20 protein-coding genes, 1 tRNA gene and 1 pseudogene are annotated in these 26,642 nt (G+C 53.6%); 13 read left to right on the plus strand and 9 right to left on the minus strand.

Annotated features, from left to right (window positions below; translation table 11 throughout):
- Positions 1 to 359 precede the first annotated feature (359 nt).
- From potF to rlmC, 6 genes are all read left to right on the plus strand, one after another.
- Positions 360 to 1,472, plus strand: a complete 1,113-nt coding sequence (gene potF, locus WC7_RS17680; protein ID WP_016152414.1) for a spermidine/putrescine ABC transporter substrate-binding protein PotF — start codon at positions 360 to 362, stop codon at positions 1,470 to 1,472.
- Positions 1,473 to 1,610: 138 nt separating this feature from the next.
- Positions 1,611 to 2,744 (plus strand): putrescine ABC transporter ATP-binding subunit PotG, encoded by a 1,134-nt coding sequence (potG, locus tag WC7_RS17675; protein ID WP_016152415.1) that lies wholly within the window; start codon positions 1,611 to 1,613, stop codon positions 2,742 to 2,744.
- Positions 2,745 to 2,753: 9 nt separating this feature from the next.
- On the plus strand, positions 2,754 to 3,707 hold the full coding sequence (gene potH, locus WC7_RS17670; protein ID WP_016152416.1) for a putrescine ABC transporter permease PotH: 954 nt from the start codon (positions 2,754 to 2,756) through the stop codon (positions 3,705 to 3,707).
- A complete protein-coding gene (gene potI / locus WC7_RS17665) occupies positions 3,704 to 4,549 on the plus strand; it encodes a putrescine ABC transporter permease PotI (protein WP_016152417.1) in 846 nt (281 codons plus the stop codon). The genes potH and potI overlap by 4 nt, the downstream gene beginning before the upstream one ends.
- Before the next feature lie 59 nt (positions 4,550 to 4,608).
- Positions 4,609 to 5,097, plus strand: coding sequence for a YbjO family protein (locus WC7_RS17660; protein WP_016152418.1), 489 nt, complete (start codon positions 4,609 to 4,611; stop codon positions 5,095 to 5,097).
- Positions 5,098 to 5,138: 41 nt separating this feature from the next.
- Positions 5,139 to 6,266 (plus strand): 23S rRNA (uracil(747)-C(5))-methyltransferase RlmC, encoded by a 1,128-nt coding sequence (gene rlmC, locus WC7_RS17655; RefSeq protein WP_016152419.1) that lies wholly within the window; start codon positions 5,139 to 5,141, stop codon positions 6,264 to 6,266.
- 396 nt (positions 6,267 to 6,662) lie between these two features.
- Here rlmC and WC7_RS17650 read toward each other — a convergent pair.
- The 3 genes from WC7_RS17650 to WC7_RS17640 all read right to left on the minus strand — a co-directional run bounded on the left by WC7_RS17650 (position 6,663) and on the right by WC7_RS17640 (position 8,453).
- Positions 6,663 to 6,750: transfer RNA gene (locus WC7_RS17650), tRNA-Ser, on the minus strand.
- 148 nt (positions 6,751 to 6,898) lie between these two features.
- The gene (locus WC7_RS17645; RefSeq protein WP_016152421.1) at positions 6,899 to 7,576 is read right to left on the minus strand and encodes an isochorismatase family protein; all 678 of its coding nucleotides are present in this window, start codon (positions 7,574 to 7,576) and stop codon (positions 6,899 to 6,901) included.
- Between the two features lie 16 nt (positions 7,577 to 7,592).
- A complete protein-coding gene (locus WC7_RS17640; RefSeq protein WP_016152422.1) occupies positions 7,593 to 8,453 on the minus strand; it encodes a pirin family protein in 861 nt (286 codons plus the stop codon).
- A gap of 108 nt (positions 8,454 to 8,561) precedes the next feature.
- Here WC7_RS17640 and WC7_RS17635 point away from each other — a divergent pair, with 108 nt between their 5' ends.
- The gene (locus WC7_RS17635; protein WP_016152423.1) at positions 8,562 to 9,473 is read left to right on the plus strand and encodes a LysR family transcriptional regulator; all 912 of its coding nucleotides are present in this window, start codon (positions 8,562 to 8,564) and stop codon (positions 9,471 to 9,473) included.
- Positions 9,474 to 9,552: 79 nt separating this feature from the next.
- Here the strand turns inward: WC7_RS17635 and infA are convergent, their stop codons facing one another.
- The 6 genes and pseudogenes from infA to trxB all read right to left on the minus strand — a co-directional run bounded on the left by infA (position 9,553) and on the right by trxB (position 15,377).
- The gene (gene infA / locus WC7_RS17630; protein WP_002211347.1) at positions 9,553 to 9,771 is read right to left on the minus strand and encodes a translation initiation factor IF-1; all 219 of its coding nucleotides are present in this window, start codon (positions 9,769 to 9,771) and stop codon (positions 9,553 to 9,555) included.
- Positions 9,699 to 10,056, minus strand: a pseudogene (locus WC7_RS26315) (hypothetical protein). The gene infA and the pseudogene WC7_RS26315 overlap by 73 nt, the downstream one beginning before the upstream one ends.
- Positions 10,057 to 10,761, minus strand: a complete 705-nt coding sequence (gene aat, locus WC7_RS17625) for a leucyl/phenylalanyl-tRNA--protein transferase (protein WP_016152424.1) — start codon at positions 10,759 to 10,761, stop codon at positions 10,057 to 10,059. It abuts the pseudogene before it with no gap.
- A gap of 44 nt (positions 10,762 to 10,805) precedes the next feature.
- The gene (cydC, locus tag WC7_RS17620) at positions 10,806 to 12,527 is read right to left on the minus strand and encodes a heme ABC transporter ATP-binding protein/permease CydC (RefSeq protein ID WP_016152425.1); all 1,722 of its coding nucleotides are present in this window, start codon (positions 12,525 to 12,527) and stop codon (positions 10,806 to 10,808) included.
- The gene (gene cydD, locus WC7_RS17615; RefSeq protein WP_016152426.1) at positions 12,528 to 14,294 is read right to left on the minus strand and encodes a heme ABC transporter permease/ATP-binding protein CydD; all 1,767 of its coding nucleotides are present in this window, start codon (positions 14,292 to 14,294) and stop codon (positions 12,528 to 12,530) included.
- Positions 14,295 to 14,408: 114 nt separating this feature from the next.
- Positions 14,409 to 15,377, minus strand: coding sequence for a thioredoxin-disulfide reductase (gene trxB / locus WC7_RS17610; protein WP_016152427.1), 969 nt, complete (start codon positions 15,375 to 15,377; stop codon positions 14,409 to 14,411).
- A 547-nt stretch (positions 15,378 to 15,924) separates the two neighbouring features.
- Here trxB and lrp point away from each other — a divergent pair.
- The 6 genes from lrp (at position 15,925) to dmsA (ending at position 26,641) form a co-directional block, all read left to right on the plus strand.
- Positions 15,925 to 16,419, plus strand: coding sequence for a leucine-responsive transcriptional regulator Lrp (lrp, locus tag WC7_RS17605; RefSeq protein WP_002439523.1), 495 nt, complete (start codon positions 15,925 to 15,927; stop codon positions 16,417 to 16,419).
- A gap of 134 nt (positions 16,420 to 16,553) precedes the next feature.
- Positions 16,554 to 20,498: a DNA translocase FtsK gene (gene ftsK / locus WC7_RS17600; RefSeq protein WP_016152428.1), complete on the plus strand. Its 3,945-nt coding sequence runs from the start codon at positions 16,554 to 16,556 to the stop codon at positions 20,496 to 20,498.
- 111 nt (positions 20,499 to 20,609) lie between these two features.
- The gene (lolA, locus tag WC7_RS17595; RefSeq protein ID WP_003831898.1) at positions 20,610 to 21,221 is read left to right on the plus strand and encodes an outer membrane lipoprotein periplasmic chaperone LolA; all 612 of its coding nucleotides are present in this window, start codon (positions 20,610 to 20,612) and stop codon (positions 21,219 to 21,221) included.
- Between the two features lie 10 nt (positions 21,222 to 21,231).
- Positions 21,232 to 22,575 carry a replication-associated recombination protein RarA gene (rarA, locus tag WC7_RS17590; protein ID WP_016152429.1) on the plus strand — a complete coding sequence of 448 codons (1,344 nt, stop codon included), beginning with the start codon at positions 21,232 to 21,234 and terminating at the stop codon, positions 22,573 to 22,575.
- A 92-nt stretch (positions 22,576 to 22,667) separates the two neighbouring features.
- Complete coding sequence (gene serS, locus WC7_RS17585) at positions 22,668 to 23,960, plus strand: serine--tRNA ligase (protein ID WP_016152430.1); 1,293 nt, start codon at positions 22,668 to 22,670, stop codon at positions 23,958 to 23,960.
- A 236-nt stretch (positions 23,961 to 24,196) separates the two neighbouring features.
- Positions 24,197 to 26,641 carry a dimethylsulfoxide reductase subunit A gene (gene dmsA / locus WC7_RS17580; protein ID WP_016152431.1) on the plus strand — a complete coding sequence of 815 codons (2,445 nt, stop codon included), beginning with the start codon at positions 24,197 to 24,199 and terminating at the stop codon, positions 26,639 to 26,641.
- Position 26,642: the final 1 nt, after the last annotated feature.

Consider the following 26,642-nt stretch of genomic DNA (forward strand, 5'->3'; position numbering starts at 1 on the left):
TTAACCGTTCATTAAAGAATTATTCACCTCCATTCAGCGCCTTCCACTGTATGTCATAGACAATTCATGCATAAAAAATTGATAAAAGACGTTTTTTAATCTGGGCTATATCCACAAATCCTGGCTAAAGTTATTCTTGCGAAGCTTATCAACGTCATCATTCAAACAGCCGCTTGTGGCCTGACCTGTGGCCACAATGCATATTGAATGCATGGGCGGATAACAGCGCGCAATAGCGGCGTGAGGAGAGTCCTCTCTTTTCATGGGTGCCGCTTGAAAGAATATGCACGTTTCTTGCATATCATTAGAGTGTGACATTTTTGTTCGTTTGTTAACGAACTTTCAGAAGGAAAGAGATTATGACCGCCTTAAATAAACGATGGTTACCAGGCCTGGTTGCGGGTGCTCTGATGGCCATCTCTGCTGGCACGCTCGCTGCTGAACAAAAAACGCTGCATATTTATAACTGGTCTGATTATATTGCCCCGGATACGGTGGCTAATTTTGAAAAAGAGACCGGAATTAAAGTTATCTATGACGTATTTGATTCCAATGAAGTGCTGGAAGGTAAGCTCATGGCCGGCAGTACCGGCTTTGACCTTGTCGTTCCATCCGCCAGTTTCCTTGAGCGTCAACTGACCGCGGGCGTCTTCCAGCCGCTGGATAAGAGCAAATTGCCTGGCTGGAAAAACCTCGATCCTGAATTGCTGAAGCTGGTGGGTAAACACGATCCGGACAACAAGTTTGCGATGCCGTATATGTGGGCAACAACCGGTATTGGCTATAACGTGGATAAAGTGAAAGCGGTACTGGGGCCGGATGCGCCGGTTAATAGCTGGGATCTGATCCTCAAGCCAGAAAATCTGGAAAAACTCAAAAGCTGCGGCGTCTCTTTCCTCGACGCGCCCGAAGAAGTGTTTGCCACCGTGCTGAATTATTTGGGTAAAGATCCAAACAGTACCAAAGCGGATGATTACACCGGACCAGCAACCGATCTGCTGTTGAAACTGCGCCCGAACATTCGCTACTTCCACTCCTCGCAGTACATTAACGACCTGGCAAACGGTGATACCTGCGTGGCGATTGGTTGGGCAGGGGATGTATGGCAGGCGGCAAACCGGGCGAAAGAAGCGAAAAATGGCGTCAATATTTCCTTCTCAATTCCTAAGGAAGGTGCGATGGCCTTCTTTGATGTGTTCGCGATGCCAGCCGATGCGAAAAACAAAGACGAAGCCTATCAGTTCCTCAACTACCTGCTGCGCCCTGATGTAATTGCGCATATTTCTGACCACGTGTTCTATGCCAATGCCAACAAAGAAGCGACAGCACTGGTCAGCCAGGACGTGCGCGACAACCCGGGCATTTACCCGCCTGCCGATGTCCGCGCCAAGCTGTTCACGCTGAAAGTACAGGATCCGAAGATCGACCGTGTACGTACTCGCGCCTGGACGAAGGTAAAAAGCGGGAAATAACCCGATGTACGGGACGTGACCCGGCAGGATTTACGCCTGCCGGGCAGTGTTGATCCCGGACACACATAACCCGGCAATACGCACCACTGTGGTGCGTTATTTGCACCGTTTCTTTGTTTTATGCCGGAGAGCGCCTAATTGAATGATGCAACCCCACGCCCACAAGCGAAAATCCGCAAGGCGCTGACCCCGCTGCTTGAAATTCGCAACCTGACCAAGTCCTTTGACGGTCAGCACGCCGTTGATGACGTCAATCTTACTATCTACAAAGGTGAAATATTTGCTCTGCTCGGGGCGTCCGGCTGCGGTAAATCGACCCTGTTGCGGATGCTGGCGGGATTTGAACAGCCAACAACCGGGCAAATTATGCTTGATGGCGTCGATTTAGCGCATGTCCCGCCTTATCTGCGTCCGATTAATATGATGTTTCAGTCCTATGCACTGTTTCCGCACATGACGGTAGAGCAGAACATTGCCTTTGGTCTCAAGCAGGACAAGCTGCCAAAGGCTGAAATCGCCAGCCGGGTGAGTGAGATGCTAGGACTCGTGCATATGCAAGAGTTTGCCAAACGTAAGCCGCATCAGCTTTCTGGCGGTCAGCGTCAGCGCGTGGCGTTGGCGCGTAGCCTGGCGAAACGCCCGAAGCTGCTGCTGTTGGATGAACCGATGGGGGCGCTGGATAAAAAGCTCCGTGACCGCATGCAACTGGAAGTGGTGGATATCCTTGAACGTGTCGGCGTGACCTGCGTGATGGTGACGCACGATCAGGAAGAAGCCATGACGATGGCGGGCCGCATTGCGATCATGAACCGTGGCAAATTTGTCCAGATCGGCGAGCCTGAAGAGATCTACGAGCATCCGACTACGCGTTACAGTGCAGAATTTATCGGTTCGGTTAACGTCTTTGAGGGGCTGCTGAAAGAGCGTCAGGAAGATGGTCTGGTTATTGAGTCTCCAGGACTGGTACATCCGCTGAAAGTGGACGCAGACGCTTCCGTTGTCGATAACGTCCCGGTGTATGTTGCGCTGCGCCCGGAAAAAATCATGCTCTGCGAAGCCCCTCCGCCAGAGGGATATAACTTCGCGGTAGGCGAAGTGGTGCACATTGCCTATCTGGGTGATTTGTCGGTGTACCACGTACGCTTGAAAAGTGGCCAGATGCTGAGCGCTCAGCTACAAAATGAACATCGTTATCGCAAGGGATTACCAACCTGGGGTGACGAAGTCCGTTTATGTTGGGATGCGGACAGCTGTGTGGTGTTGACGGTTTAAGGAGCGAAGATGAGTACACTTGAACCTCCGGCGCGCGTGGATAACGTGGGGCGTTTCACGCTGTTTATGTCGCGGCTGCAAATGAAGCACGGGCGCAAGCTGGTCATCGCGCTGCCGTATGTGTGGCTGATGCTCCTGTTTCTGCTGCCATTTCTGATCGTCTTCAAAATCAGTTTGGCTGAAATGGCGCGGGCTATTCCGCCGTATACCGACCTCATTTCATGGGCTGACGATCAGTTATCCATCACCCTCAATTTAGGCAATTTCCTGCAACTGACGGACGATCCGCTCTATTTTGATGCGTACCTGCAATCTTTGCAGGTAGCGGGGATTTCGACTGTCTGTTGCCTGCTGTTGGGATATCCGCTGGCATGGGCGGTCGCGCACAGCAAACCCTCGACACGCAATATTCTGTTGCTGCTGGTGATCCTGCCGTCCTGGACGTCATTTTTGATTCGCGTATACGCCTGGATGGGCATCCTGAAAAATAACGGTGTCCTGAACAATGTTCTGATGTGGCTGGGCGTTATCGACCAACCGTTGACGATTCTGCACACCAATCTGGCGGTCTATATCGGTATTGTTTACGCCTATTTGCCCTTTATGGTGCTGCCGATTTATACCGCGCTGACGCGTATTGATTACTCGCTGGTGGAAGCGGCACTGGATTTAGGCGCCCGACCGTTGAAAACCTTCTTTAGCGTGATCGTGCCGTTGACCAAGGGCGGGATTATTGCCGGGTCAATGCTGGTGTTTATCCCGGCGGTTGGGGAGTTTGTGATCCCGGAACTGCTGGGCGGCCCGGACAGCATCATGATTGGGCGTGTGCTTTGGCAGGAGTTTTTCAATAACCGTGACTGGCCGGTGGCTTCTGCCGTCGCCATTATTATGCTGCTGTTACTGATTGTGCCGATCATGTGGTTCCATAAATATCAGCAAAAAAGCGTGGGGGAACACGGATGAATAACTTACCGGTCGTTCGCTCGCCGTGGCGTATTTTTATCCTGGTACTGGGTTTTACTTTCCTGTACGCGCCGATGCTGATGTTGGTTATCTATTCGTTTAACAGCTCCAAGCTGGTGACGGTCTGGGCGGGGTGGTCAACGCGTTGGTATGGTGAGCTTTTCCACGATAGCGCGATGATAAGCGCCGTGGGCATGAGCTTAACGATTGCCGCCTGCGCTGCGACGATGGCGGCAATTCTCGGTACCATCGCCGCCGTGGTGATGGTGCGCTTTGGTCGTTTTCGTGGATCAAATGGTTTCGCCTTTATGATCACCGCACCGTTGGTGATGCCGGATGTCATTACCGGTTTGTCGCTGCTGCTGCTGTTTGTGGCTTTGGCGCACGCCATCGGCTGGCCAGCGGATCGCGGTATGTTGACCATCTGGCTGGCGCACGTCACATTCTGTACAGCGTACGTGGCGGTAGTGATTTCCTCGCGTTTACGCGAACTGGATCACTCCATTGAGGAAGCGGCGATGGATCTTGGCGCCACGCCGCTGAAGGTCTTTTTCGTCATCACGCTGCCGATGATTATGCCGGCGGTGATCTCAGGGTGGTTACTGGCCTTTACGCTGTCGCTCGATGACCTGGTCATTGCCAGTTTTGTTTCTGGTCCTGGCGCCACAACGTTACCCATGCTGGTGTTCTCCAGCGTACGTATGGGGGTCAATCCGGAGATCAACGCGCTGGCGACGTTGATACTTGGCGTAGTAGGAATTATCGGATTTATCGCGTGGTATCTGATGGCGCGAACAGAAAAACAACGGATTCGCGATATCCAACGTGCAAGACGCGGCTGAAAAAACTAAAATCTGCCAACCTGTCTATACGGCGCAGCTGCGGTGGCTGCGCCGTTTTCATGGAAGACGACGCGTTGGGATTTTTTAAGAAATCATCCACATCACATGCCCGTTTAAACGTCCCTACTTTAGTGCAGGTGGCGGCGCTGGCTATTATCATGATCCGCTGTCTCGATCTGTTGATGATTTTTAATACGCTCGGGTTTCGCGGAACCAGCGAGTTTATTCATCGCAGCGTCCAGACCTGGAATTTGACGCTGGTATTTCTGGGTAGCCTGGTGCTGCTGTTTATCGAAATTTACTGCGCATTTTCGCTGGTTAAAGGTCGGAACTGGGCACGCTGGGTCTATCTACTGACCCAGATTATCGCCAGCGTCTATCTGTGGGCGGCCTCATTGGGCTATGGATATCCGGAACTGTTCAGTATTGCGGGAGAGTCCAGACGTGAAATCCTGCATACGCTGGTGATGCAAAAATTGCCGGATATGCTGGTGTTGCTACTGCTGTTTGTTCCTGCGTCCAGCAGGCGGTTCTTCCGCTTGCAATAACGTGTATAATCTTCGCCCCCTGTTAATTTTTAGGTTTTTGTATGCAGTGCGCACTTTATGACGCCGAACGCTGCCGCTCTTGTCAGTGGATGACGCAGCCTGTCGCCGATCAACTCTTCGCCAAAACAGCCGATCTACAGAATCTGCTGGCCGATTATCCGGTCGGAGAATGGTGCGCGCCGGTCAGCGGCCCGGAGAGCGCTTTTCGTAATAAAGCCAAAATGGTGGTCAGCGGCAGCGTGGAAAAACCGCTGCTGGGGATGCTGCATCGTGACGGTACGCCGGAGGATTTGTGCGAGTGTCCGCTCTATCCTGAGTCTTTTGCGCCGGTGTTTGCCGCACTAAAACCGTTTATCGCCCGTGCGGGGTTGACGCCCTATAACGTGGCGCGCAAACGCGGGGAGCTGAAATATCTGCTGTTAACGGAAAGCCGGTTTGATGGCGGTATGATGCTGCGTTTTGTTCTGCGCTCCGATGCGAAACTGGCACAACTGCGTACGGCGCTGCCATGGTTACAGGCCCAGCTTCCACAGTTAAAAGTGATCACCGCCAATATTCAACCTGTGCATATGGCGATTATGGAAGGGGAGAGCGAAATCTTCCTGACGGAACAACAGGCGCTGGCTGAACGCTTTAACGATGTGCCATTGTGGATACGCCCACAGAGCTTCTTCCAGACCAACCCAGTGGTGGCTGGGCATTTATATGCCACGGCGCGCGACTGGGTGCGTCAGCTTCCGGTTAATCACATGTGGGATCTGTTTTGCGGCGTCGGGGGGTTTGGTTTGCACTGCGCCACGCCGCAGATGAAACTGACGGGTATTGAAATTGCGCCAGAGGCCATTACCTGCGCGAAACAGTCGGCGCAGGAGCTTGGGTTGCAGAATCTGCATTTTCAGGCGCTGGATTCAACCCAGTTTGCTACCGCGCAGGGAGAAGTGCCGGACCTGGTGCTGGTGAATCCGCCTCGTCGGGGGATTGGGAAGCCGCTGTGCGATTTTCTTTCCCGCATGGCGCCGCGTTTTATCGTTTACTCCAGCTGTAATGCACAAACCATGGCGAAGGATATCCGCGAGTTGCCTGGATATCGCATTGAACGCGTCCAACTTTTTGATATGTTCCCACATACCGCGCATTACGAAGTGTTAACTCTGCTCAGCCGACAATAACCGACATGCCTGATGGCGCTATGCTTATCAGGCTACGCAGAGATGTTGAAATGTAGGCCGGATGAGGCGCATGCGCTGCATCCGGCAAATGCAACATGCGAAAAAAAAGCCCGTACTTACGTACGAGCTCTTTCTCGAATATGGCGGTGAGGGGGGGATTGACTCGCTTCGCTCGCCCTTCGGGCAGCCTGTTCGCTGCGCGCTCAGTCTGTCCAACTGGCTGCGCCGCTACTCGGCCCATCCCTGGGCCTCGCCCCTACGGGGCCAGCGCATGCGCTGTTCAAAATTGCTCCCGGCAATTTTGTGTCGACCCCCGGTCGGGGCTTCTCATCCCCCTGCAGGCGTGCAACATGCGAAAAAAAAGCCCGTACTTACGTACGAGCTCTTTCTCGAATATGGCGGTGAGGGGGGGATTCGAACCCCCGATACGTTGCCGTATACACACTTTCCAGGCGTGCTCCTTCAGCCACTCGGACACCTCACCATATTGTATTGCTGCCTGACCGCTTGGGGGCAACGGGGCGCTACTATAGGGAGTTGCGCTAAAACGGTCAAGCAGAATTTACGTGTTAACTCTCGTTTGGTTACGCAATGTACATATTCCTCCGCCCGGACAGGCGCGGAGAATATGATTAGCGCTGAGAGTCCAGTTTTTCGCCGTTGGTCACGACTTCCTGGGCCTTGCTATAGCTCTCGATCAGCAACTGATAAGCCGGGAAGATTTTGGTATACACTTCAGCCCATTCAGCGGCGTCTTCACGGTTCCATGTTCCCTGAATTTCAGAAGCGACGGCGGCGGTATCCATCGGTATCACACCAGCCTGAACAACACGTGCCAGGGTGATTTCCTGCGCCATTTTGCTGTAAGTACCGGAAGCGTCGATCACTGCGAAGACCTTGTAGCCCTCCACAACCGCGCTGATGGCCGGGAAAGCCATGCATACGCTGGTGATCGTACCGGCGATAATCAGCGTCTTACGACCCGTAGCTTTGACCGCTTTCACGAAGTCTTCGTTATCCCAGGCGTTGATTTCGCCTTTACGTGCTACGTATTGGGCATGTGGCGCATTGGCATGGATCTCTGGGATCAACGGACCGTTAGGCCCCTGCGGTACCGATGCCGTGGTAATTACCGGCATCTTCGCCAGGGTTGCTATTTTAGCCAGCGCGGCGGCACGCGCACGCAGTTCCGGCATTGGCATATCGCCGACGGTCTGGAACAGCCCACTCTGATGATCGATAAGCAGCATGACGGAATCATTCACATCGATGACCGGACGTGAACCATTAAAGTTTGCAGGACTGGACATATTCTTCTCCTTCGATTCAGATTTGGCCAAAGCGGCCGGAGTTAAAATCGCGGACGGCTTCAGCGATTTCTTGTTTCGTATTCATCACAAACGGGCCGTAACCTACAATCGGCTCGTTCAACGGTTCGCCAGACAACAGCAGCACGCTGGCGTCGCTGGTGGCTTCAATGTGTAGCGTTTTCCCCTGCTGACTTAGCACTATCAGTTGTGCTTCGCTGGCAGGCGTGGTGCCGTTTACGGTGATATTCCCTTTTAATACCACCAGAGCGGTGCTCCACCCTTCAGACTGGGACAACGTCAGCGGATGATTACGTTGCAGGCGCATATCCCAGACGTTCAGCGGTGAAAAGGTGTGTGCCGGGCCTTTCGTATCCTGATAGCTGCCCGCAATCACGCGAACGCTGCCTGCATCATCGGGCAAGGCGACGGTGGGAATAACATCGCTGCTGATGCCCTGATAACCCGGTACGGCCATTTTGTCTTTTGCCGGCAGATTGACCCACAGTTGCACCATTTCCAGTTCACCGCCCTGACGGGTAAATTCCGGGGAGTGGAACTCTTCGTGTAATATTCCTGCACCAGCGGTCATCCACTGCACATCGCCAGGGCCGATAATGCCGCCGCGACCGGTCGAATCACGGTGTTCAACTTCGCCGCTGTAAACGATAGTCACCGTCTCAAAACCGCGGTGAGGGTGTTCACCTACGCCGCGTTTTTCGTTACCCGGCGTGAACGTATGCGGACCCGCGTAATCAAGCAGCAGGAACGGACTTAATTGCTCAGCATGAGACTGGTAAGAGAACATCGAGCGAACCGGAAATCCATCGCCAACCCAGTGTGGGCGAGGTGCGGTGTAGACGCCTGTTACTTGTTTCATATGTGTCTCCTCAGTGGCGTTGTTTTGATGTGAATAAGCTTATATTCATGACAGCGAGCTGGGTAGTAGCTAAAATAGCTCTCACTGTCTCAAAAATAGGACAATGAAATGACAAGGCCGGATCTCAATGATTTTGCATGGTTTGTGCATGTTGTAGAGGAAGGGGGATTCGCGGCGGCGGGTCGGGCGCTTGATGAACCTAAATCAAAACTGAGCCGACGAATAGCGCAACTCGAAGAGAGACTAGGGGTACGACTGATTCAGCGAACCACCCGGCAATTTAACGTGACTGAAGTCGGGCAAACCTTTTACGAACACTGTAAGGCGATGCTGGTGGAGGCGCAGGCGGCGCAGGATGCCATTGCAGCGTTACAGGTTGAACCGCGTGGCGTTGTGAAGTTGACTTGTCCTGTCACATTGCTGCATGTGCATATCGGGCCAATGCTTGCCCGTTTTATGGCACGTTATCCTGACGTATCAGTACAACTGGAGGCCACTAACCGTCGTGTTGACGTCGTTGGAGAAGGTCTGGATGTGGCGATTCGCGTCAGACCTCGGCCATTTGAGGATAGCGACCTGGTGATGCGCGTCCTGGCGGACAGAGGACATCGCTTGTATGCCAGCCCGCAGTTAATTGAGCAGATGGGGGCGCTACACTCTCCGGCAGAGCTGACCCGTTGGCCAGGTTTGAGTCTGGCCTCTGGTAAACATGTGCATCGTTGGGAGTTATTCGGCCCGCAGGGCGCGCGGGCGGAGGTGCATTTCACGCCGCGTATGATCACCACCGATATGCTGGCGTTACGCGAAGCCGCAGTCGCCGGCGTAGGTGTTGTTCAACTTCCACAGTTGATGGTAAAAGATCAATTAGCTGCGGGTGAGTTGGTGGCGTTGCTCGACGGTTGGGAACCTAAGCGAGAAATTATTCACGCAGTCTTTCCATCACGCAGGGGATTATTACCGTCAGTGCGCGCATTAGTGGATTTCTTAACGGAAGAATATGCGCGGATGATTGAGGATTAAATACCAGGCTTTAGCCCACAAAAAAGGCCGGTTAAACCGACCTTTTATTATCTGGACGCCATTCGGGCGTTAAAAACAATCAGCGACTACGGAAGACAATGCGGCCTTTGCTCAGGTCGTACGGGGTCAGCTCAACAGTCACTTTGTCGCCCGTCAGGATGCGGATATAGTTTTTACGCATTTTACCGGAGATGTGTGCAGTAACCACGTGACCGTTTTCTAACTCTACGCGGAACATGGTATTAGGTAACGTATCGAGAACGGTACCCTGCATTTCAATATTGTCTTCTTTGGCCATCTAATCCTCTGGGGTATCACTACCGTAATTTGAACCGGCAAGATAATGCCGAAGTTCTTTTAATAAGTAAAGATTTGTGCGTTTAAAACACAGCAAATCGGGTTTGGCGCATTACTCTATCCACACACGGCAAAGCCGCACTTAAAGCGCAACGTGTAAGGGAACGAGGAGATAAACGATAGGCGTTGCCTGACGCGAACTGTTCCTTAACGGCGGCGGGGTAATGGGCTAAACCAACTCTGCGCGACAATTATAACACCCCGACAAAAAATGTGCCGAAAACATTCACTCCTGAGGTGAAAATAACGTCCTGGGAATCCAGAAATGGCTCGGTAGCCGCTGCTGGCGCAGTCTGCTCAGGTGCTCAAGGTACTCCCGACGCGGTGTTTCGACGGCGCCCAGCGAGGCTGTGTGGCTATTTAATACCTGGCAGTCGATTAATTTTCCGCCCTGACGGATAAATTCAGCGCAAAAAACAAGCAGTGCGGTTTTCGACGCATTTTCCTGACGGCTGAACATCGATTCGCCACAAAACAGCGTACCTTGCGCCACGCCATACATACCGCCCACTAATTCATTTTGTCGCCACACCTCAATTGAGTGGGCATGCCCCAGTTCGTGCAGGCGATGGTAAGCATCCACCACATCATGCGTTATCCAGGTGCCTTCTTCCCGGTCATTCGCGCAGCCTTCAATCACCTGACCAAACGCGTAATTGAGCGTCACGCGATAAGGCGAATTTTTATGAAAGCGTTTCATGCTGCGGCTGAGGTGAAATTTCTCGGGCCAAAGAATGGCGCGCGGATCGGGCGACCACCAAAGGATGGGGTCGCCAGGTGAAAACCATGGGAAAATACCGCGCTGATAGGCCATCAGCAGGCGGGCAGGGCTGAGATCGCCGCCAAGCGCCAATAAACCGTTAGGCTCGCGTAAAGCGCCTTCCGGTGAAGGGAAGGCTATGGAATGGCGGGACAGTTGCACCAGGCGCATGACAGCGAAACTCCACTACGCGAGTTTGATCGTTCAATAATAGCTTACAGACGTTGCTTAAACTGGTAATAACGCCCCTGCCTGGCTAACAGATCTGCGTGATTACCTTGCTCAATAATTTGTCCGTTGTCCATTACTATTATTTGATCAAAACGTGACAGCCCACGCAGACGATGTGTAACCATTAATACGGTTTTGTTGCGCATGACATCGCTAATTAATTCAAGCATTTGACTTTCCGTTGTGGCATCCAACCCTTCGGTGGGTTCATCCAGCAGCATCAGCGGAGCATCGTGCAATAAGGCGCGGGCGATAGCCAGACGACGGAGCTCGCCGCCAGAAAGCTGACGACCGCCTTCGCCCAGCCAGGCGTTGAGTCCATCATCCTCAAGCAGTTTGTCCAGACCGACGCGGCGCAACATCGCGGCTAATGCGTCATCCCCGGTGTGCGGTGCCGCCAGTAACAGGTTATCGCGAAGCGTAGCGCTGAACAGATGCACGCGCTGTGGCACGACGCTGATACTCTGGCGCAGTGTGGCTTCACTAAGGGTCGCAATTTGCTGTCCGTTAATCAGAATCTCGCCACTCTGCGGATCCCATGCGCGGGTTAGCAATTGCAATAACGTTGACTTACCACAGCCGGTGCGACCGAGAATCGCAATGTGTTCACCGGGGTTGGCCTGCAGGGAAAGTGTATCGAGCGCCTTTTGCGCCTGTCCTGGATAGCTGAATGACACATCGCGTAGCGTAAGGGTTACCTGCTCTGAAACCGAGGAACCCGCATCCGGGAAGGTCACTTCTGGCTGCTGTTCGGTCAGTTCGGTGATGCGCAGCGCAGAGGCAATAACCTGGCCGAGATGCTGAAACGCGCCGGTGACAGGCGCTAGCGCTTCGAACGCGGCTAGCGCACAGAAGACAAACAGCGCGATCAGTGCGCCTGGCTGGGTGTTACCGCCCACGCCGCCTGAGGCCATCCATAGCATCATAATCACTGCCAGCGCGCCGACTAACAGCATGACCGCCTGCGACAACGCTGTTAATTCAGACTGGCGTCTCTGGGCTTCGTGCCATTGCAACTCGGTGGCTTCCATTTGAGCGCGGTAGCGTTCACTGGCGCCAAAAATGGTCAATTCAGCCTGGCCCTGTAGCCAGGAGGTTAACTGCTGACGATATTGCCCACGCAGATGCGTCAGACTTTGTCCGGTGCTTTTGCCTGCCTGATAAAAGAGTGGGGGCAGAATAAATAAGGTCAGCAGCATAATACCGCCGAGGGTGATAGCCAGCGTGAAATCGAGAACGCTTAGCCCCAGCGTGACCACCATGATGACGACAAAAGCCCCCACCAGCGGGGAGATCACGCGCAAGTACAGATGATCGAGCGTGTCGACATCAGCCACCACGCGGTTAAGTAATTCACCCTGTCCATAACGGGACAGGCCCGCAGGAGAGAGCGGCAGTAGTTTGCTGAAGGTATAAATACGCAAATGCTGCAGCACACGGAACGTTGCGTCATGGCTGACCAGTCGTTCGAAATAACGCCCCGCGGTGCGGGTGATCGCTGCGCCGCGTACGCCTGCGGCAGGGAGCATATAGTTAAAGCTGTAAATCCCGGTGACGCCAACCACCGCAGAAGCCGACAGGAACCAACCTGAAAGCGTCAGTAAGCCAATACTTGCCAGCAGCGTGACGATCGCCAGAACGATCCCCAGCGTTAACATCCATTTGTGACGTTTATACAGCGTCAGATAAGGTAGCAAAGCGCGCATTTAGATGTCCTCCTGACGATGAGCCAGTAATGTCGCAAAAGCCCCGTTGGCTGAGCTAAGTTCGGTCCAGGTACCTTGTTCAACGATCTGTCCATCCTGCATCACCCAGATAGCGTTCCAGTCGGCAAGATCTTCCAACTGGTGCGTCACCATCAGCGTGGTCTGGCGGCGAGATGCCGCGTTCAACGCCTGCATCACGCGTTGTTCGCTGTGCGCATCAAGGCTGGCGGCGGGTTCGTCCAGAAGCAGTAACTGACAGGGATTGAGTAAGGCACGAGCAACGGCAACGCGCTGCGCTTGCCCGACGGAAAGTCGGGCCGCCTGATCGCCGACTGGCGTATCCACGCCCTGCGGCAGCAGCGGTAAAAACTCGCTGACCCAGGCGCTGTCGAGTGCGGCTTGTAGCTGTTCTTCGCTGGCATCGGGGCGAGCCAGCAGAACGTTTTCGCGTAACGTGGCGGCAGGAAGCTGCGGATTTTGCCCGACCCATGACAGCTGTTTACGCCAGGAAGCAGGTGACAGGTCGCGAAGTTCAAAGCCGTTAATTCGCAGCGATCCCCGATAAGAGAGGAAACCGGACAGGACATTAAGCAGCGAACTTTTACCGGAACCGCTGCGTCCAACCAGCACCGCACGTTGCCCGGCAGCCAGGGTAAAGTTGAGCGGGCCGGCCAGCACTTTACCTTCCGGCGAAGTGATAATCAGATCGTGTGCCTCAATTGAAACGGCGTCTTTCGTCGCCAGCTCAATGTCGCCACGCTCTGGATGAGCCAGCGGGGTTTCCATGAAGGTTTTCAGACTATCAGCTGCACCCACGGCTTGCGCTTTGGCGTGATAAAACGTACCCAGATCGCGCAGGGGCTGGAAAAACTCCGGCGCCAGGATGAGCGCGAGGAAGCCTGCCGCCAGCGTGACGCCTGTCCCGTAGTGGCCGAAATCGAGCTCTCCGAGGTAGGAAAAACCGAAGTAAACCGCTACCAGCGCAATAGACAGAGAGGTAAAGAACTCAAGGACACCGGATGACAAGAACGCCAGGCGCAGGACTTCCATGGTGCGCTGGCGGAAATCTTGCGACGCTGCGCGGATGCTTTCCGTTTCGGCTTCACCGCGACCAAATATTCTTAGCGTTTCCATGCCCCGCAGACGATCGAGGAAATGACCGCTGAGGCGGGCAAGAGCCTGAAAATTGCGGCGGTTAGCATCGGCAGCGCCCATACCGACCATTGCCATAAATAACGGGATCAGTGGGGCTGTTCCGAGCAGAATAAGGGCTGCTACCCAGTTTGACGGGAATACCGCCGCCACAATCAATAATGGGACGCATACGGCCAGCGCCATTTGCGGCAGATAACGTGCATAGTAATCATGCATATCGTCAATCTGCTCCAGGATCAGAGTGGCCCAGCTCCCGGCCGGTTTGCCCTGTATCCAGGCCGGACCAGCCTGTTGCAGACGGTCAAGCACCTGGCGGCGAATTTCAAAGCGAATATGTTGCCCTGCGTGAAACCCGACCCGTTCGCGTAACCAGACGACCCATGCCCGCAGGATGAAAATCAATACCAGCACGATGAAAGGAAGCAGCAGCGCCTCTCGGGGAATATTGGCCATGATCATATGGTCCAGAATGCGGGCCATGAGCCAGGCCTGAGCGACGATTAACAGACCACTCACGAACCCCAACAGGCGTGAAATGTTCAGCCATCGTTGGGAAATTACACTTTGCTGTTTTAACCAGCGGGTCAGCTCTTTTTGACGGGTTTTATTCATTGCACGCTTAGCAGGTGAGTTATTGGAATTTTTGGGCAGGGCAATGTTACAACGAGGCAAAAATAAAGGCGACTTATAGTCGCCTTTTTTACTTTTGTTACTGATTTGTAAAACTTATTTGCAAGCGTCCGCCAGACCGTCGAGATAACGTTCTGCATCAAGCGCGGCCATACAGCCCGTGCCCGCAGAGGTGATCGCCTGGCGATAAATATGATCCATCACGTCACCGGCTGCGAAGACCCCCGGAATGCTGGTCTGTGTGGCATTACCGTGAATACCGGACTGAACTTTGATGTAGCCGTTTTCCAGTTCAAGCTGACCGTCGAAAATGGCGGTATTCGGGCTGTGACCGATAGCGACAAACAATCCGGCAACGTCAAGTGACTCCACATTGTCAGTGTTTTGCGTATCGCGCAGGCGCAGCCCGGTTACGCCCATTTGATCACCGGTTACTTCTTCCAGCGTGCGGTGGGTGTGCAGCACGATGTTGCCGTTTTCAACTTTATCCATCAAACGCTTGATGAGAATTTTCTCAGCGCGGAAACTGTCGCGACGGTGAATCAAATGCACTTCAGATGCGATATTCGCCAGATACAGTGCTTCTTCAACCGCAGTGTTGCCACCGCCAATCACCGCAACTTTTTGATTACGGTAGAAGAAACCGTCGCAGGTTGCGCAGGCGGAAACGCCGCGGCCTTTGAATGCTTCTTCTGAAGGCAGGCCCAGGTAACGTGCTGAAGCGCCGGTAGCGATGATCAGTGCGTCACAGGTGTACTCTCCGCTATCGCCGGTCAGACGGAAAGGGCGGTTTTGCAGATCAACTTTGCTGATGTGATCAAAAATGATTTCTGTATCAAATTTGGTCGCATGTTCGTGCATACGCTCCATCAGCAGCGGGCCAGTGAGATCGTGCGGATCGCCAGGCCAGTTTTCCACTTCTGTTGTTGTGGTCAGTTGACCACCTTTTTCCATACCGGTAATCAGTACCGGTTGCAGGTTAGCGCGTGCAGCGTAGACCGCAGCGGTATATCCCGCAGGGCCTGAGCCCAGAATAAGAAGTTTACTGTGTTTGGTTGCGCCCATGAGATCCCCATAGTTGTTGGCAGGCAATGAGCAGGATTGTAGGGAATTTACAGGCGTAAAAAAAGAGTATGGCGATTTTGTTAACAATATGTGTAATAGCAGAAACCGATGAGCGGGGGAATAAGTCGTAATACTATAACGATTTCTACTAAAAATCGGTCAGTTATAAGGTGATAAAATGACGATTTTCCATCACTGCGAATGAATAACTGGCATGTTGTACTAAAAATCGATGTTTTGCTTTGACAATCACCTGCTGTTTTGCGAAAACAGTCAAGGAAGAAAAAAAATGTGTCATGTATGTGCTGCATAATCATGCATGTAGATACCATGTTTACCGTGTTAGCGAAATCTACGCATGGTGTGGACAGATGCCATTCGTGATGTCGATAGCCGCCGACAGGCAACGGTCTTCTCACCATAAGCCCAGGCATTACAAACCGAAAATCCCTCTGGGTTGCGGTTTATTTTGATGGGTAGCGACTCTGAACAGTGATGTTGGTAGAGTCAGGCAGGAGTAGGGAAGGAATACAGAGAGACAATAATAATGGTAGATAGTAAGAAGCGCCCTGGCAAAGATCTCGACCGTATCGATCGTAACATTCTTAATGAGCTGCAAAAGGATGGGCGTATTTCTAACGTCGAGCTTTCTAAACGTGTGGGACTTTCACCAACGCCCTGCCTTGAGCGTGTGCGTCGGTTGGAAAGACAGGGTTTTATTCAGGGCTATACAGCGCTGTTAAACCCGCATTATCTGGATGCATCACTTCTGGTTTTTGTTGAGATTACTCTGAATCGTGGCGCCCCGGATGTGTTTGAGCAATTTAACTCTGCAGTACAAAAACTTGAAGAAATTCAAGAGTGTCATTTGGTTTCCGGTGATTTCGACTATTTGTTGAAAACACGCGTACCGGATATGTCGGCGTACCGTAAGCTGTTGGGGGAAACCCTGCTGCGTCTGCCTGGCGTGAATGACACACGTACTTATGTCGTAATGGAAGAAGTCAAACAGAGCAATCGTCTGGTAATTAAGACGCGCTAACACGGAACAGGTGCAAAATCGACGCAGTTTGATTACACTCCTGTTAATCCATACAGCAACAGTGCCGGGGTAACCCGGTGCTGTTGTCCGTTTTAGCATCGGGCAGGAAAAGCCTGAAACCTGGAGAGCCGTTTTTGAGCCAGGAATACACTGAAGACAAAGACGTCACATTGACGAAGTTAAGCAGCGGGCGCCGACTCCTGGAAGCGCTACTGATCCTTATTGCCCTTTTTGCCGTCTGGTTGATGGCTGCCTTACTCAGCTTTAACCCTTCGGATCCCAGTTGGTCGCAAACCGCGTGGCACGAACCTATCCATAATCTTGGGGGAATACCCGGAGCATGGCTGGCAGACACACTATTCTTTATTTTTGGCGTCATGGCCTACACCATTCCCGTCATCATTGTCGGCGGCTGCTGGTTTGCATGGCGACACCAGGCCAGCGACGAATACGTCGATTATTTTGCCGTTTCGCTGCGTATTATTGGCGTTCTGGCGCTGATCCTTACCTCTTGCGGGCTTGCCGCAATCAATGCCGATGACATCTGGTATTTCGCCTCTGGCGGCGTGATCGGCAGCCTGCTCAGCACCACGTTGCAACCATTACTGCACAGTAGCGGCGGTACGCTGACGCTATTGTGCATTTGGGCTGCGGGATTAACGCTGTTTACCGGCTGGTCATGGGTGAGCATTGCGGAAAAACTGGGCGGCTGGTTACTCAATATCCTGACGTTTGCCAGCAACCGTACCCGTCGCGACGATACCTGGGTCGATGACGAAGAATATGAAGATGAAGATGAGTCTTTCGACGCCGCTGATGGCAAACCTCATGAATCGCGTCGGGCGCGTATTCTGCGCGGTGCGTTAGCGCGCCGTAAGCGTCTGGCGGAGAAATTTACCAACCCGCTTGGTCGTCATACTGATGCCGCGCTGTTTTCCGGCAAACGCATGGATGATGAAGACGAAATTGAATACAGCGCTCGTGGCGTTGTTGCCGATCCTAACGATGTGCTGTTCTCCGGTAATCGTGCGACGCTGCCTGAATATGACGAACTTGACCCACTGCTGAATGGTCATTCGGTGACAGAGCCAGTTGCCGCCGCAGCTGCAGCGACAACGGCAGCTCAGGCCTGGAGCGCACCGGTTGATCCGCTGCTGCAAACATCGCCAGTGACCAATACCGTTATGGAGCAACCGGCCCCAGCCGTAGCCTGGCAAGCCGTGCCTGGCCCGCAAACCGGTGATGCGGTGATTGCGCCAGCGCCTGAGGGTTATCCTCAGCCAGCCCACTACGCGCAGCCAACGGTGCAGCAGCAGTATGAACCATGGCAGCAGCCGGTAGTGGAGGAAAGTCCGCAGCCGCAGGAATTTACCGCGGAGCACAACTGGCAGCCGGAACCTGCATATCAGCCGGATCCCGTGCAGCCGCCTGTTTATCAGCCGGAATCAACCTTTCAACAAAACGCCGCGTTCCAGCAGCCTGCGGTTGAACAACCGCCTGTAGTGGAACCTGAGCCGGTAGTTGAAGAGGTTAAACCGACTCGTCCGCCACTCTACTATTTTGAAGAAGTTGAAGAGAAACGTGCACGTGAGCGCGAGCAACTGGCCGCCTGGTATCAGCCGATTCCAGAGCCTGTTCAGGAGCCTGAACGTGTTAAGCCGTCTATGCCGACGGCAGCATCCATACCGCCCGTTGAGTCAGTTGCTGCCGTTGCGCCGCTGGCCGCCGGGGTGAAAAACGCCGCTTTAGGGGCGGGTGCGGCTGCCGCAGCACCAGTCTTTAGTCTTGCGGGTAGCGGTGCACCGCGTCCACAGGTGAAAGAGGGGATTGGTCCGCAGTTACCGCGTCCGAATCGTGTGCGCGTGCCTACTCGTCGGGAGCTGGCGTCGTATGGCATAAAACTGCCGTCACAACGTATGGCTGAAGAGAAAGCGCGCGAAGAGCATCTTGATACAGATGCGTACAGTGACGAAGAAATTGACGCAATGCAGCAAGATGAGCTGGCGCGTCAGTTCGCCCAGTCGCAGCAGCACCGCTATGGCGAGGAGTATCAGGATGATGCCAGTCAGACTGATGATGATTCAGCCGCAGAAGCAGAACTGGCTCGCCAGTTTGCCTCTTCCCAGCAGCAGCGCTATTCCGGTGAACAGCCTGCCGGAGCGAATCCGTTCTCGCTCGATGACTTTGAATTCTCGCCAATGAAAACGCTGGTGGATGATGGTCCACATGAGCCGCTATTTACTCCAGGCGTAATGCCGGAGCCTGCGCCGCAGTACCAGCAGCCTGTCGCACCGCAGCAGCATTACCAGCAGCCAGCGCAGCCTGTCGCACCGCAGCAGCATTATCAGCAGCCAGCGCAGCCTGTCGCACCGCAGCAGCATTACCAGCAACCGGCGCAGCCTGTCGCACCACAACAGCATTACCAGCAACCGGCGCAGCCTGTCGCACCACAGCAGCATTACCAGCAACCGGCGCAGCCAGTCGCACCGCAGCAGCATTATCAGCAGCCGGCGCAGCCTGTTACACCACCGCCGCAGGATAGTCTGATCCATCCGCTCCTGATGCGTAATGGCGACAGTCGTCCGGCGCACCGTCCAAGTACGCCGTTGCCATCGTTGGATCTGCTCACGCCGCCGCCGAGTGAGGTTGAGCCGATAGATACTTTCGCTCTGGAGCAAATGGCTCGTCTGGTGGAGGCTCGTCTGGCGGACTTCCGCATTAAAGCCGATGTGGTGAACTACTCACCTGGTCCGGTTATTACCCGCTTTGAGCTTAATCTTGCTCCTGGAGTGAAAGCGGCGCGTATTTCCAACCTGTCGCGAGATCTGGCGCGTTCATTGTCGACCGCAGCGGTACGCGTAGTCGAGGTCATTCCGGGCAAACCGTATGTCGGGCTGGAGTTACCCAACAAAAAACGTCAAACCGTTTATCTGCGCGAAGTGTTGGATAACGCCAAATTCCGTGATAACTCATCTCCGCTGACCGTGGTACTGGGTAAAGATATTGCGGGCGAACCGGTGGTTGCCGATCTGGCGAAAATGCCGCACCTGCTGGTGGCAGGGACAACCGGTTCCGGTAAGTCGGTTGGGGTGAACGCCATGATCCTCAGCATGTTATACAAGGCGCAGCCGGAAGACGTTCGCTTTATCATGATTGACCCGAAAATGCTGGAACTGTCGGTTTATGAAGGCATTCCGCATTTGCTGACTGAAGTTGTGACCGACATGAAAGATGCTGCCAACGCCCTGCGCTGGAGCGTCAACGAAATGGAACGTCGCTACAAGCTGATGTCGGCGCTTGGCGTGCGTAACCTTGCCGGTTATAACGAAAAAATTGCTGAAGCCGCCCGTATGGGGCGTCCGATTCCGGACCCGTACTGGAAGTCGGGCGACAGTATGGATGTTCAGCATCCGGTGCTGGAAAAACTGCCGTATATTGTTGTGCTGGTGGATGAATTCGCCGACCTGATGATGACCGTGGGTAAAAAGGTGGAAGAACTGATTGCTCGTCTGGCGCAAAAAGCGCGTGCGGCGGGGATCCACCTGGTGCTGGCGACCCAGCGACCGTCGGTTGACGTTATCACTGGTCTGATTAAAGCGAACATCCCAACGCGTATCGCCTTTACCGTGTCCAGTAAAATTGACTCGCGTACCATCCTTGACCAGGGCGGAGCGGAATCGCTGTTGGGTATGGGTGACATGCTTTATTCCGCGCCAAACTCAACGATCCCAGTGCGAGTACACGGCGCCTTTGTACGTGATGAAGAAGTTCACGCTGTGGTTCAGGACTGGAAAGCGCGCGGTCGTCCACAATACGTTGACGGCATTACGTCTGACAGCGAAAGCGAAGGCGGCGGTGGCGGCTTTGATGGTGGCGAAGAGTTAGATCCGCTGTTCGATCAGGCGGTAAACTTTGTTACCCAGAAACGCAAAGCCTCAATCTCCGGCGTCCAGCGTCAGTTCCGTATCGGTTACAACCGAGCGGCGCGCATCATCGAACAGATGGAAGCGCAGGGAATTGTCAGTGAGCAAGGGCATAATGGTAATCGTGAAGTGCTGGCTCCGCCGCCCTTCGAATGATTGCAAAGTTAAGTAATTCAGTATTTTCTACTTTCCTCATGCTGATTTTTGGCCTGAAATGGATAGCAGAGGGATCTCCCCGTTGGGAGTGACGTATTTTGAGGAATAACGATGAAAAGAATCGCAATCACCTGTGCATTATTGTCGAGCTTTGTGGTGAGCAGCGTCTGGGCAGATGCTGCCAGCGACCTGAAAAGCCGCCTGGATAAAGTCAGTAGCTTCCATGCCAGCTTTACTCAGAAGGTCACGGACGGTAGCGGTGCGGCGGTGCAGGAAGGTCAGGGTGACTTATGGGTTAAACGTCCTAATCTGTTTAACTGGCATATGACGCAGCCTGACGAGAGCATCCTGGTTTCTGATGGTAAAACGCTGTGGTTCTTTAACCCGTTTGTTGAGCAGGCGACTGCGACATGGCTGAAAGACGCCACGGGCAACACGCCGTTCATGCTGATTGCGCGTAACCAGGCCAGCGACTGGCAGCAGTACAATATTAAGCAAAATGGCGATGATTTCGTGCTGACGCCAAAAACCAGCAGCGGTAACCTTAAACAGTTTACTATCAATGTTGGGCGTGACGGGACGATCCACCAGTTCAGCGCCGTTGAACAAGACGATCAGCGCAGCAGCTATCAGCTGAAATCTCAGCAGAATGGTGCGATTGAACCCTCTAAATTCACCTTTACCCCGCCGCAAGGTGTAACGGTTGACGATCAACGTAAGTAGAGGCGTGTGAGTGAGCAATCTGTCGCTCGACTTTTCTGATAATACTTTTCAGCCGCTGGCCGCGCGTATGCGGCCAGAAAATTTAGCGCAGTATATCGGCCAGCAGCACCTGCTGGCTGCTGGCAAGCCCTTGCCGCGCGCCATTGAGGCCGGGCATCTGCACTCCATGATTTTATGGGGACCGCCGGGGACCGGGAAAACGACGCTTGCCGAAGTTATTGCCCGTTACGCCAACGCCGATGTCGAACGAATTTCGGCAGTTACGTCTGGCGTGAAAGAAATTCGTGAAGCGATTGAGCGTGCGCGTCAGAACCGTAACGCGGGTCGACGCACGATCCTGTTCGTGGACGAAGTTCACCGTTTTAATAAAAGCCAACAGGATGCGTTTTTACCGCATATTGAAGACGGTACTATTACGTTTATTGGCGCCACCACTGAAAACCCCTCGTTTGAGCTCAACTCGGCGCTGTTGTCGCGTGCACGCGTTTATCTACTGAAATCGTTAACTTCCGACGACATTGAACAGGTACTGGACCAAGCGATGTCAGACAAAGCGCGTGGTTATGGCGGCCAGGATATTGTTCTGCCGCCAGAAACGCGTCGGGCTATTGCCGAACTGGTTAATGGTGACGCGCGGCGGGCGCTGAATACGCTGGAAATGATGGCCGATATGGCCGAAGTTGATGATTCCGGCAAGCGCGTATTGAAACCAGAATTGCTCACCGAAATTGCCGGTGAACGTAGTGCGCGTTTCGATAATAAAGGCGATCGTTTTTACGATCTCATCTCCGCATTACACAAGTCGGTACGTGGAAGCGCCCCAGATGCGGCGCTTTATTGGTATGCGCGAATTATTACCGCTGGTGGCGATCCGCTGTACGTTGCCCGTCGCTGTCTGGCGATTGCCTCAGAAGATGTCGGCAATGCCGATCCCCGCGCCATGCAGGTGGCGATTTCCGCATGGGACTGTTTTACCCGCGTGGGACCCGCGGAAGGCGAACGCGCGATTGCTCAGGCGATTGTTTATCTGGCCTGTGCGCCGAAGAGTAATGCGGTTTACACCGCCTTCAAAGCCGCGCTGTCTGATGCCCGCGAACGTCCGGATTACGACGTGCCGGTTCACCTGCGCAATGCGCCGACTAAGCTGATGAAAGAGATGGGCTACGGTCAGGAGTATCGTTATGCCCATGATGAGCCTAATGCCTATGCCGCCGGAGAAGAGTACTTCCCGCAGGAAATGGCACAAACGCGCTATTATCGCCCCACAAACAGAGGTCTTGAAGGCAAGATTGGCGAAAAGCTCGCCTGGCTCGCCGGACAGGATCAAAATAGCCCTATAAAACGCTACCGTTAGTGTTATCGTTGCGGTAATGTTGTCTCTGTATCCCTGTGACCGCAGGCTGTGGTCACTTTCTCCTATTTTAATTCGATAAGCACAGGATAAGCATGCTCGATCCCAATCTGCTGCGTAATGAGCCAGACGCAGTCGCAGAAAAACTGGCAAGCCGGGGCTTTAAGCTGGATGTAGATAAGCTGCGCGCTCTTGAAGAGCGTCGTAAAGTTCTGCAGGTACAAACTGAAAACCTGCAGGCAGAGCGTAACTCGCGATCGAAATCCATCGGCCAGGCAAAAGCGCGCGGGGAAGATATCGAGTCTTTACGTCTGGAAGTGAACAAACTGGGCGAAGAGCTGGATGCCGCGAAAGCTGAACTTGATACCTTACAGGCCGAGATCCGCGACATTGCGCTGACTATTCCTAACCTGCCAGCGGACGACGTTCCGGTGGGTAAAGATGAAAATGACAACGTCGAAGTCAGCCGCTGGGGTACTCCGCGTGAGTTTGATTTCGAAGTGCGCGATCACGTTACCCTGGGTGAAATGCACACGGGTCTAGATTTCGCCGCGGCGGTTAAGCTGACCGGCTCTCGTTTTGTTGTTATGAAAGGGCGGATTGCGCGTATGCACCGTGCGCTGTCTCAGTTCATGCTGGATCTGCATACCGAACAGCATGGCTATAGCGAAAACTACGTCCCGTATCTGGTTAACCATGACACGCTGTACGGTACAGGCCAACTGCCGAAATTCGCTGGCGATCTGTTCCATACCCGTCCGCTGGATGAAGAAGCTGACAGCAGCAACTATGCGCTGATCCCAACAGCAGAAGTTCCGCTGACCAACCTGGTGCGCGACGAAATCATCGATGAAGATGCGCTGCCGATCAAAATGACTGCGCATACGCCGTGCTTCCGTTCTGAAGCAGGTTCTTACGGTCGTGACACGCGTGGTCTGATCCGTATGCACCAGTTCGATAAAGTTGAGATGGTGCAGATTGTTCGCCCGGAAGATTCGATGGACGCGCTGGAAGAGATGACCGGCCATGCCGAGAAGGTCCTGCAACTGCTGGGTCTGCCGTATCGCAAAATCATCCTGTGCACTGGCGACATGGGCTTCGGCGCATGCAAAACTTACGATCTGGAAGTGTGGATCCCGGCGCAGAACACCTATCGCGAAATCTCCTCTTGCTCCAACGTGTGGGATTTCCAGGCTCGTCGTATGCAGGCGCGTTGCCGCAGCAAATCCGACAAAAAGACTCGTTTAGTGCATACTCTGAACGGTTCCGGTCTGGCGGTTGGGCGTACGCTGGTTGCGGTAATGGAAAACTATCAGCAGGCTGATGGCCGCATTCAGGTTCCGGAAGTATTACGTCCGTACATGAATGGCCTCGAATTCATCGGCTAAGCTACCTTTCTCTGCTAAAAAAGCGCCTCAAGGCGCTTTTTTTATGCCCGTTTGACGTCGGACAATAACGACTACTCCCATAGGGGTAATACTGACTTCGAATGAAAGTCAGTATTTTTCTCTGTCTTTTAGCAAATTCAGTTTCTACCAGCCCGTATATCGATATTAACGTTATATAAAAAACTATACATCGAATATTTGTATTTTGTTTATTGTGAGCAGCAGAGTGAGCCACTATGAAAACTAAGATCCCCGATGCCGTGCTGGCAGCTGAGGTTACTCGCCGCGGTTTGGTGAAAACGACGGCGATAGGCGGACTGGCGGTGGCCAGTAGCGCGTTTACCCTGCCATTTACCCGGATTGCAAATGCTGCAGAAGCCCTTAATCCGACACCGATTAATGAGAAAGTGATCTGGAGCGCGTGTACGGTGAATTGCGGCAGCCGCTGCCCGCTGCGTATGCATGTGGTCGACGGTGAAATAAAGTATGTCGAAACCGACAACACCGGCGATGACAACTATGACGGTCTGCACCAGGTACGCGCCTGTCTGCGTGGTCGTTCCATGCGTCGCCGAGTCTATAATCCCGATCGTCTGAAATACCCGATGAAACGGGTTGGTAAGCGTGGCGAAGGAAAATTTGAGCGCATCAGTTGGGATGAAGCCTACGACATCATTGCCAGCAATATGCAGCGTCTTATCAAAGACTACGGCAATGAGTCTATCTACCTGAACTACGGTACCGGTACGCTGGGTGGCACTATGACTCGCTCGTGGCCGCCGGGTAAAACGCTGGTGGCACGGTTGATGAACTGCTGCGGCGGCTATCTTAATCACTACGGTGACTACTCTTCAGCGCAAATCGCTGCCGGGTTGAACTATACCTACGGCGGCTGGGCTGACGGTAACAGCCCGTCCGACATTGAAAACAGCAAGCTGGTGGTTCTGTTCGGTAATAACCCTGGTGAAACCCGTATGAGCGGGGGTGGGGTAACCTATTACCTTGAACAGGCGCGACAGAAATCCAATGCCCGCATGATCATTATCGATCCCCGTTATACGGATACCGGTGCGGGGCGTGAAGATGAATGGATCCCGATCCGTCCTGGTACTGATGCGGCGCTGGTCAATGGTCTGGCGTATGTCCTGATCACCGAAAACATGGTTGACCAACCGTTCCTCGACAAATACTGCGTGGGTTACGACGAGAAAACCTTACCGGCCGACGCGCCGAAGAACGGTCACTATAAGGCGTATATTCTTGGGCAGGGTAAGGATGGCATTGCCAAGACCCCGGAGTGGGCGGCGCAGATTACCGGTATTCCCGCTGAACGTATCGTCAAACTGGCGCGTGAAATAGGTAGCGCTAAACCGGCATACATCAGCCAGGGGTGGGGGCCGCAGCGTCATGCTAACGGTGAAATAGCGACCCGCGCCATTTCTATGCTCGCTATCCTGACCGGTAACGTTGGGATCAATGGCGGCAACAGCGGGGCGCGTGAGGGCTCATACAGTTTGCCGTTTGAGCGTATGCCAACGCTGGAAAACCCTGTTGAAACCAGCATCTCGATGTTCATGTGGACGGACGCGATTGAGCGAGGCCCGGAGATGACGGCCCTGCGTGACGGCGTACGCGGCAAAGACAAGCTCGATGTTCCTATTAAGATGATCTGGAACTATGCCGGTAACTGTCTGATTAACCAACACTCTGATATTAACCGCACGCATGAAATCCTCCAGGACGAGAAGAAGTGCGAGATGATCGTCGTCATCGACTGTCATATGACTTCCTCGGCGAAATACGCGGACATTTTGCTGCCGGACTGCACCGCCTCTGAGCAGATGGATTTCGCGTTGGATGCCTCATGCGGGAACATGTCCTATGTGATTTTCACCGATCAGGCGATCAAACCACGCTTCGAATGCAAGACTATCTACCAGATGACCAGCGAGCTGGCGAAGCGCCTTGGCGTTGAGCAGCAGTTTACAGAAGGTCGTACTCAGGAAGAGTGGATGCGCCATCTGTATGAGCAGTCGCGCAAAGCGATTCCTGAACTGCCTACGTTTGAAGAATTCCGTCAGCAAGGGATCTTTAAACAGCGCGATCCGCAAGGACATCATGTGGCGTACAAGGCATTCCGTGAGGATCCTAAAGCCAATCCGCTGACCACGCCGTCAGGTAAGATCGAAATTTATTCGCAGCAGCTTGCCGAGATCGCGGCAACCTGGGAACTGCCGGAAGGTGATGTAATCGATCCGCTACCGATTTATACCCCAGGCTTTGAAAGCTTAAACGATCCGCTGGTGGAGAAATTCCCTTTGCAGCTGACCGGCTTCCACTATAAGTCTCGCGTTCACTCGACCTATGGCAACGTCGATGTCCTGAAAGCATCCTGCCGCCAGGAAATGTGGATCAACCCGATGGATGCGCAGCGACGCGGTATTAACAACGGCGACAAGGTACGTATCTTTAACGATCGTGGTGAAGTGCATATTGAGGCGAAAGTGACGCCACGTATGATGCCCGGCGTGGTGGCATTGAGCGAAGGGGCCTGGTATGACCCGGATGCAAAACGCGTGGATCAGGGCGGTTGCATTAACGTCCTGACGACCCAGCGTCCGTCTCCTCTCGCAAAGGGGAATCCGTCACACACGAACCTTGTTCAGGTTGAAAAGGCGTAAG

Source organism: Citrobacter sp. KTE151, assembly GCF_000398845.1.
GTDB classification, from domain to species: Bacteria; Pseudomonadota; Gammaproteobacteria; order Enterobacterales; family Enterobacteriaceae; genus Citrobacter; species Citrobacter braakii.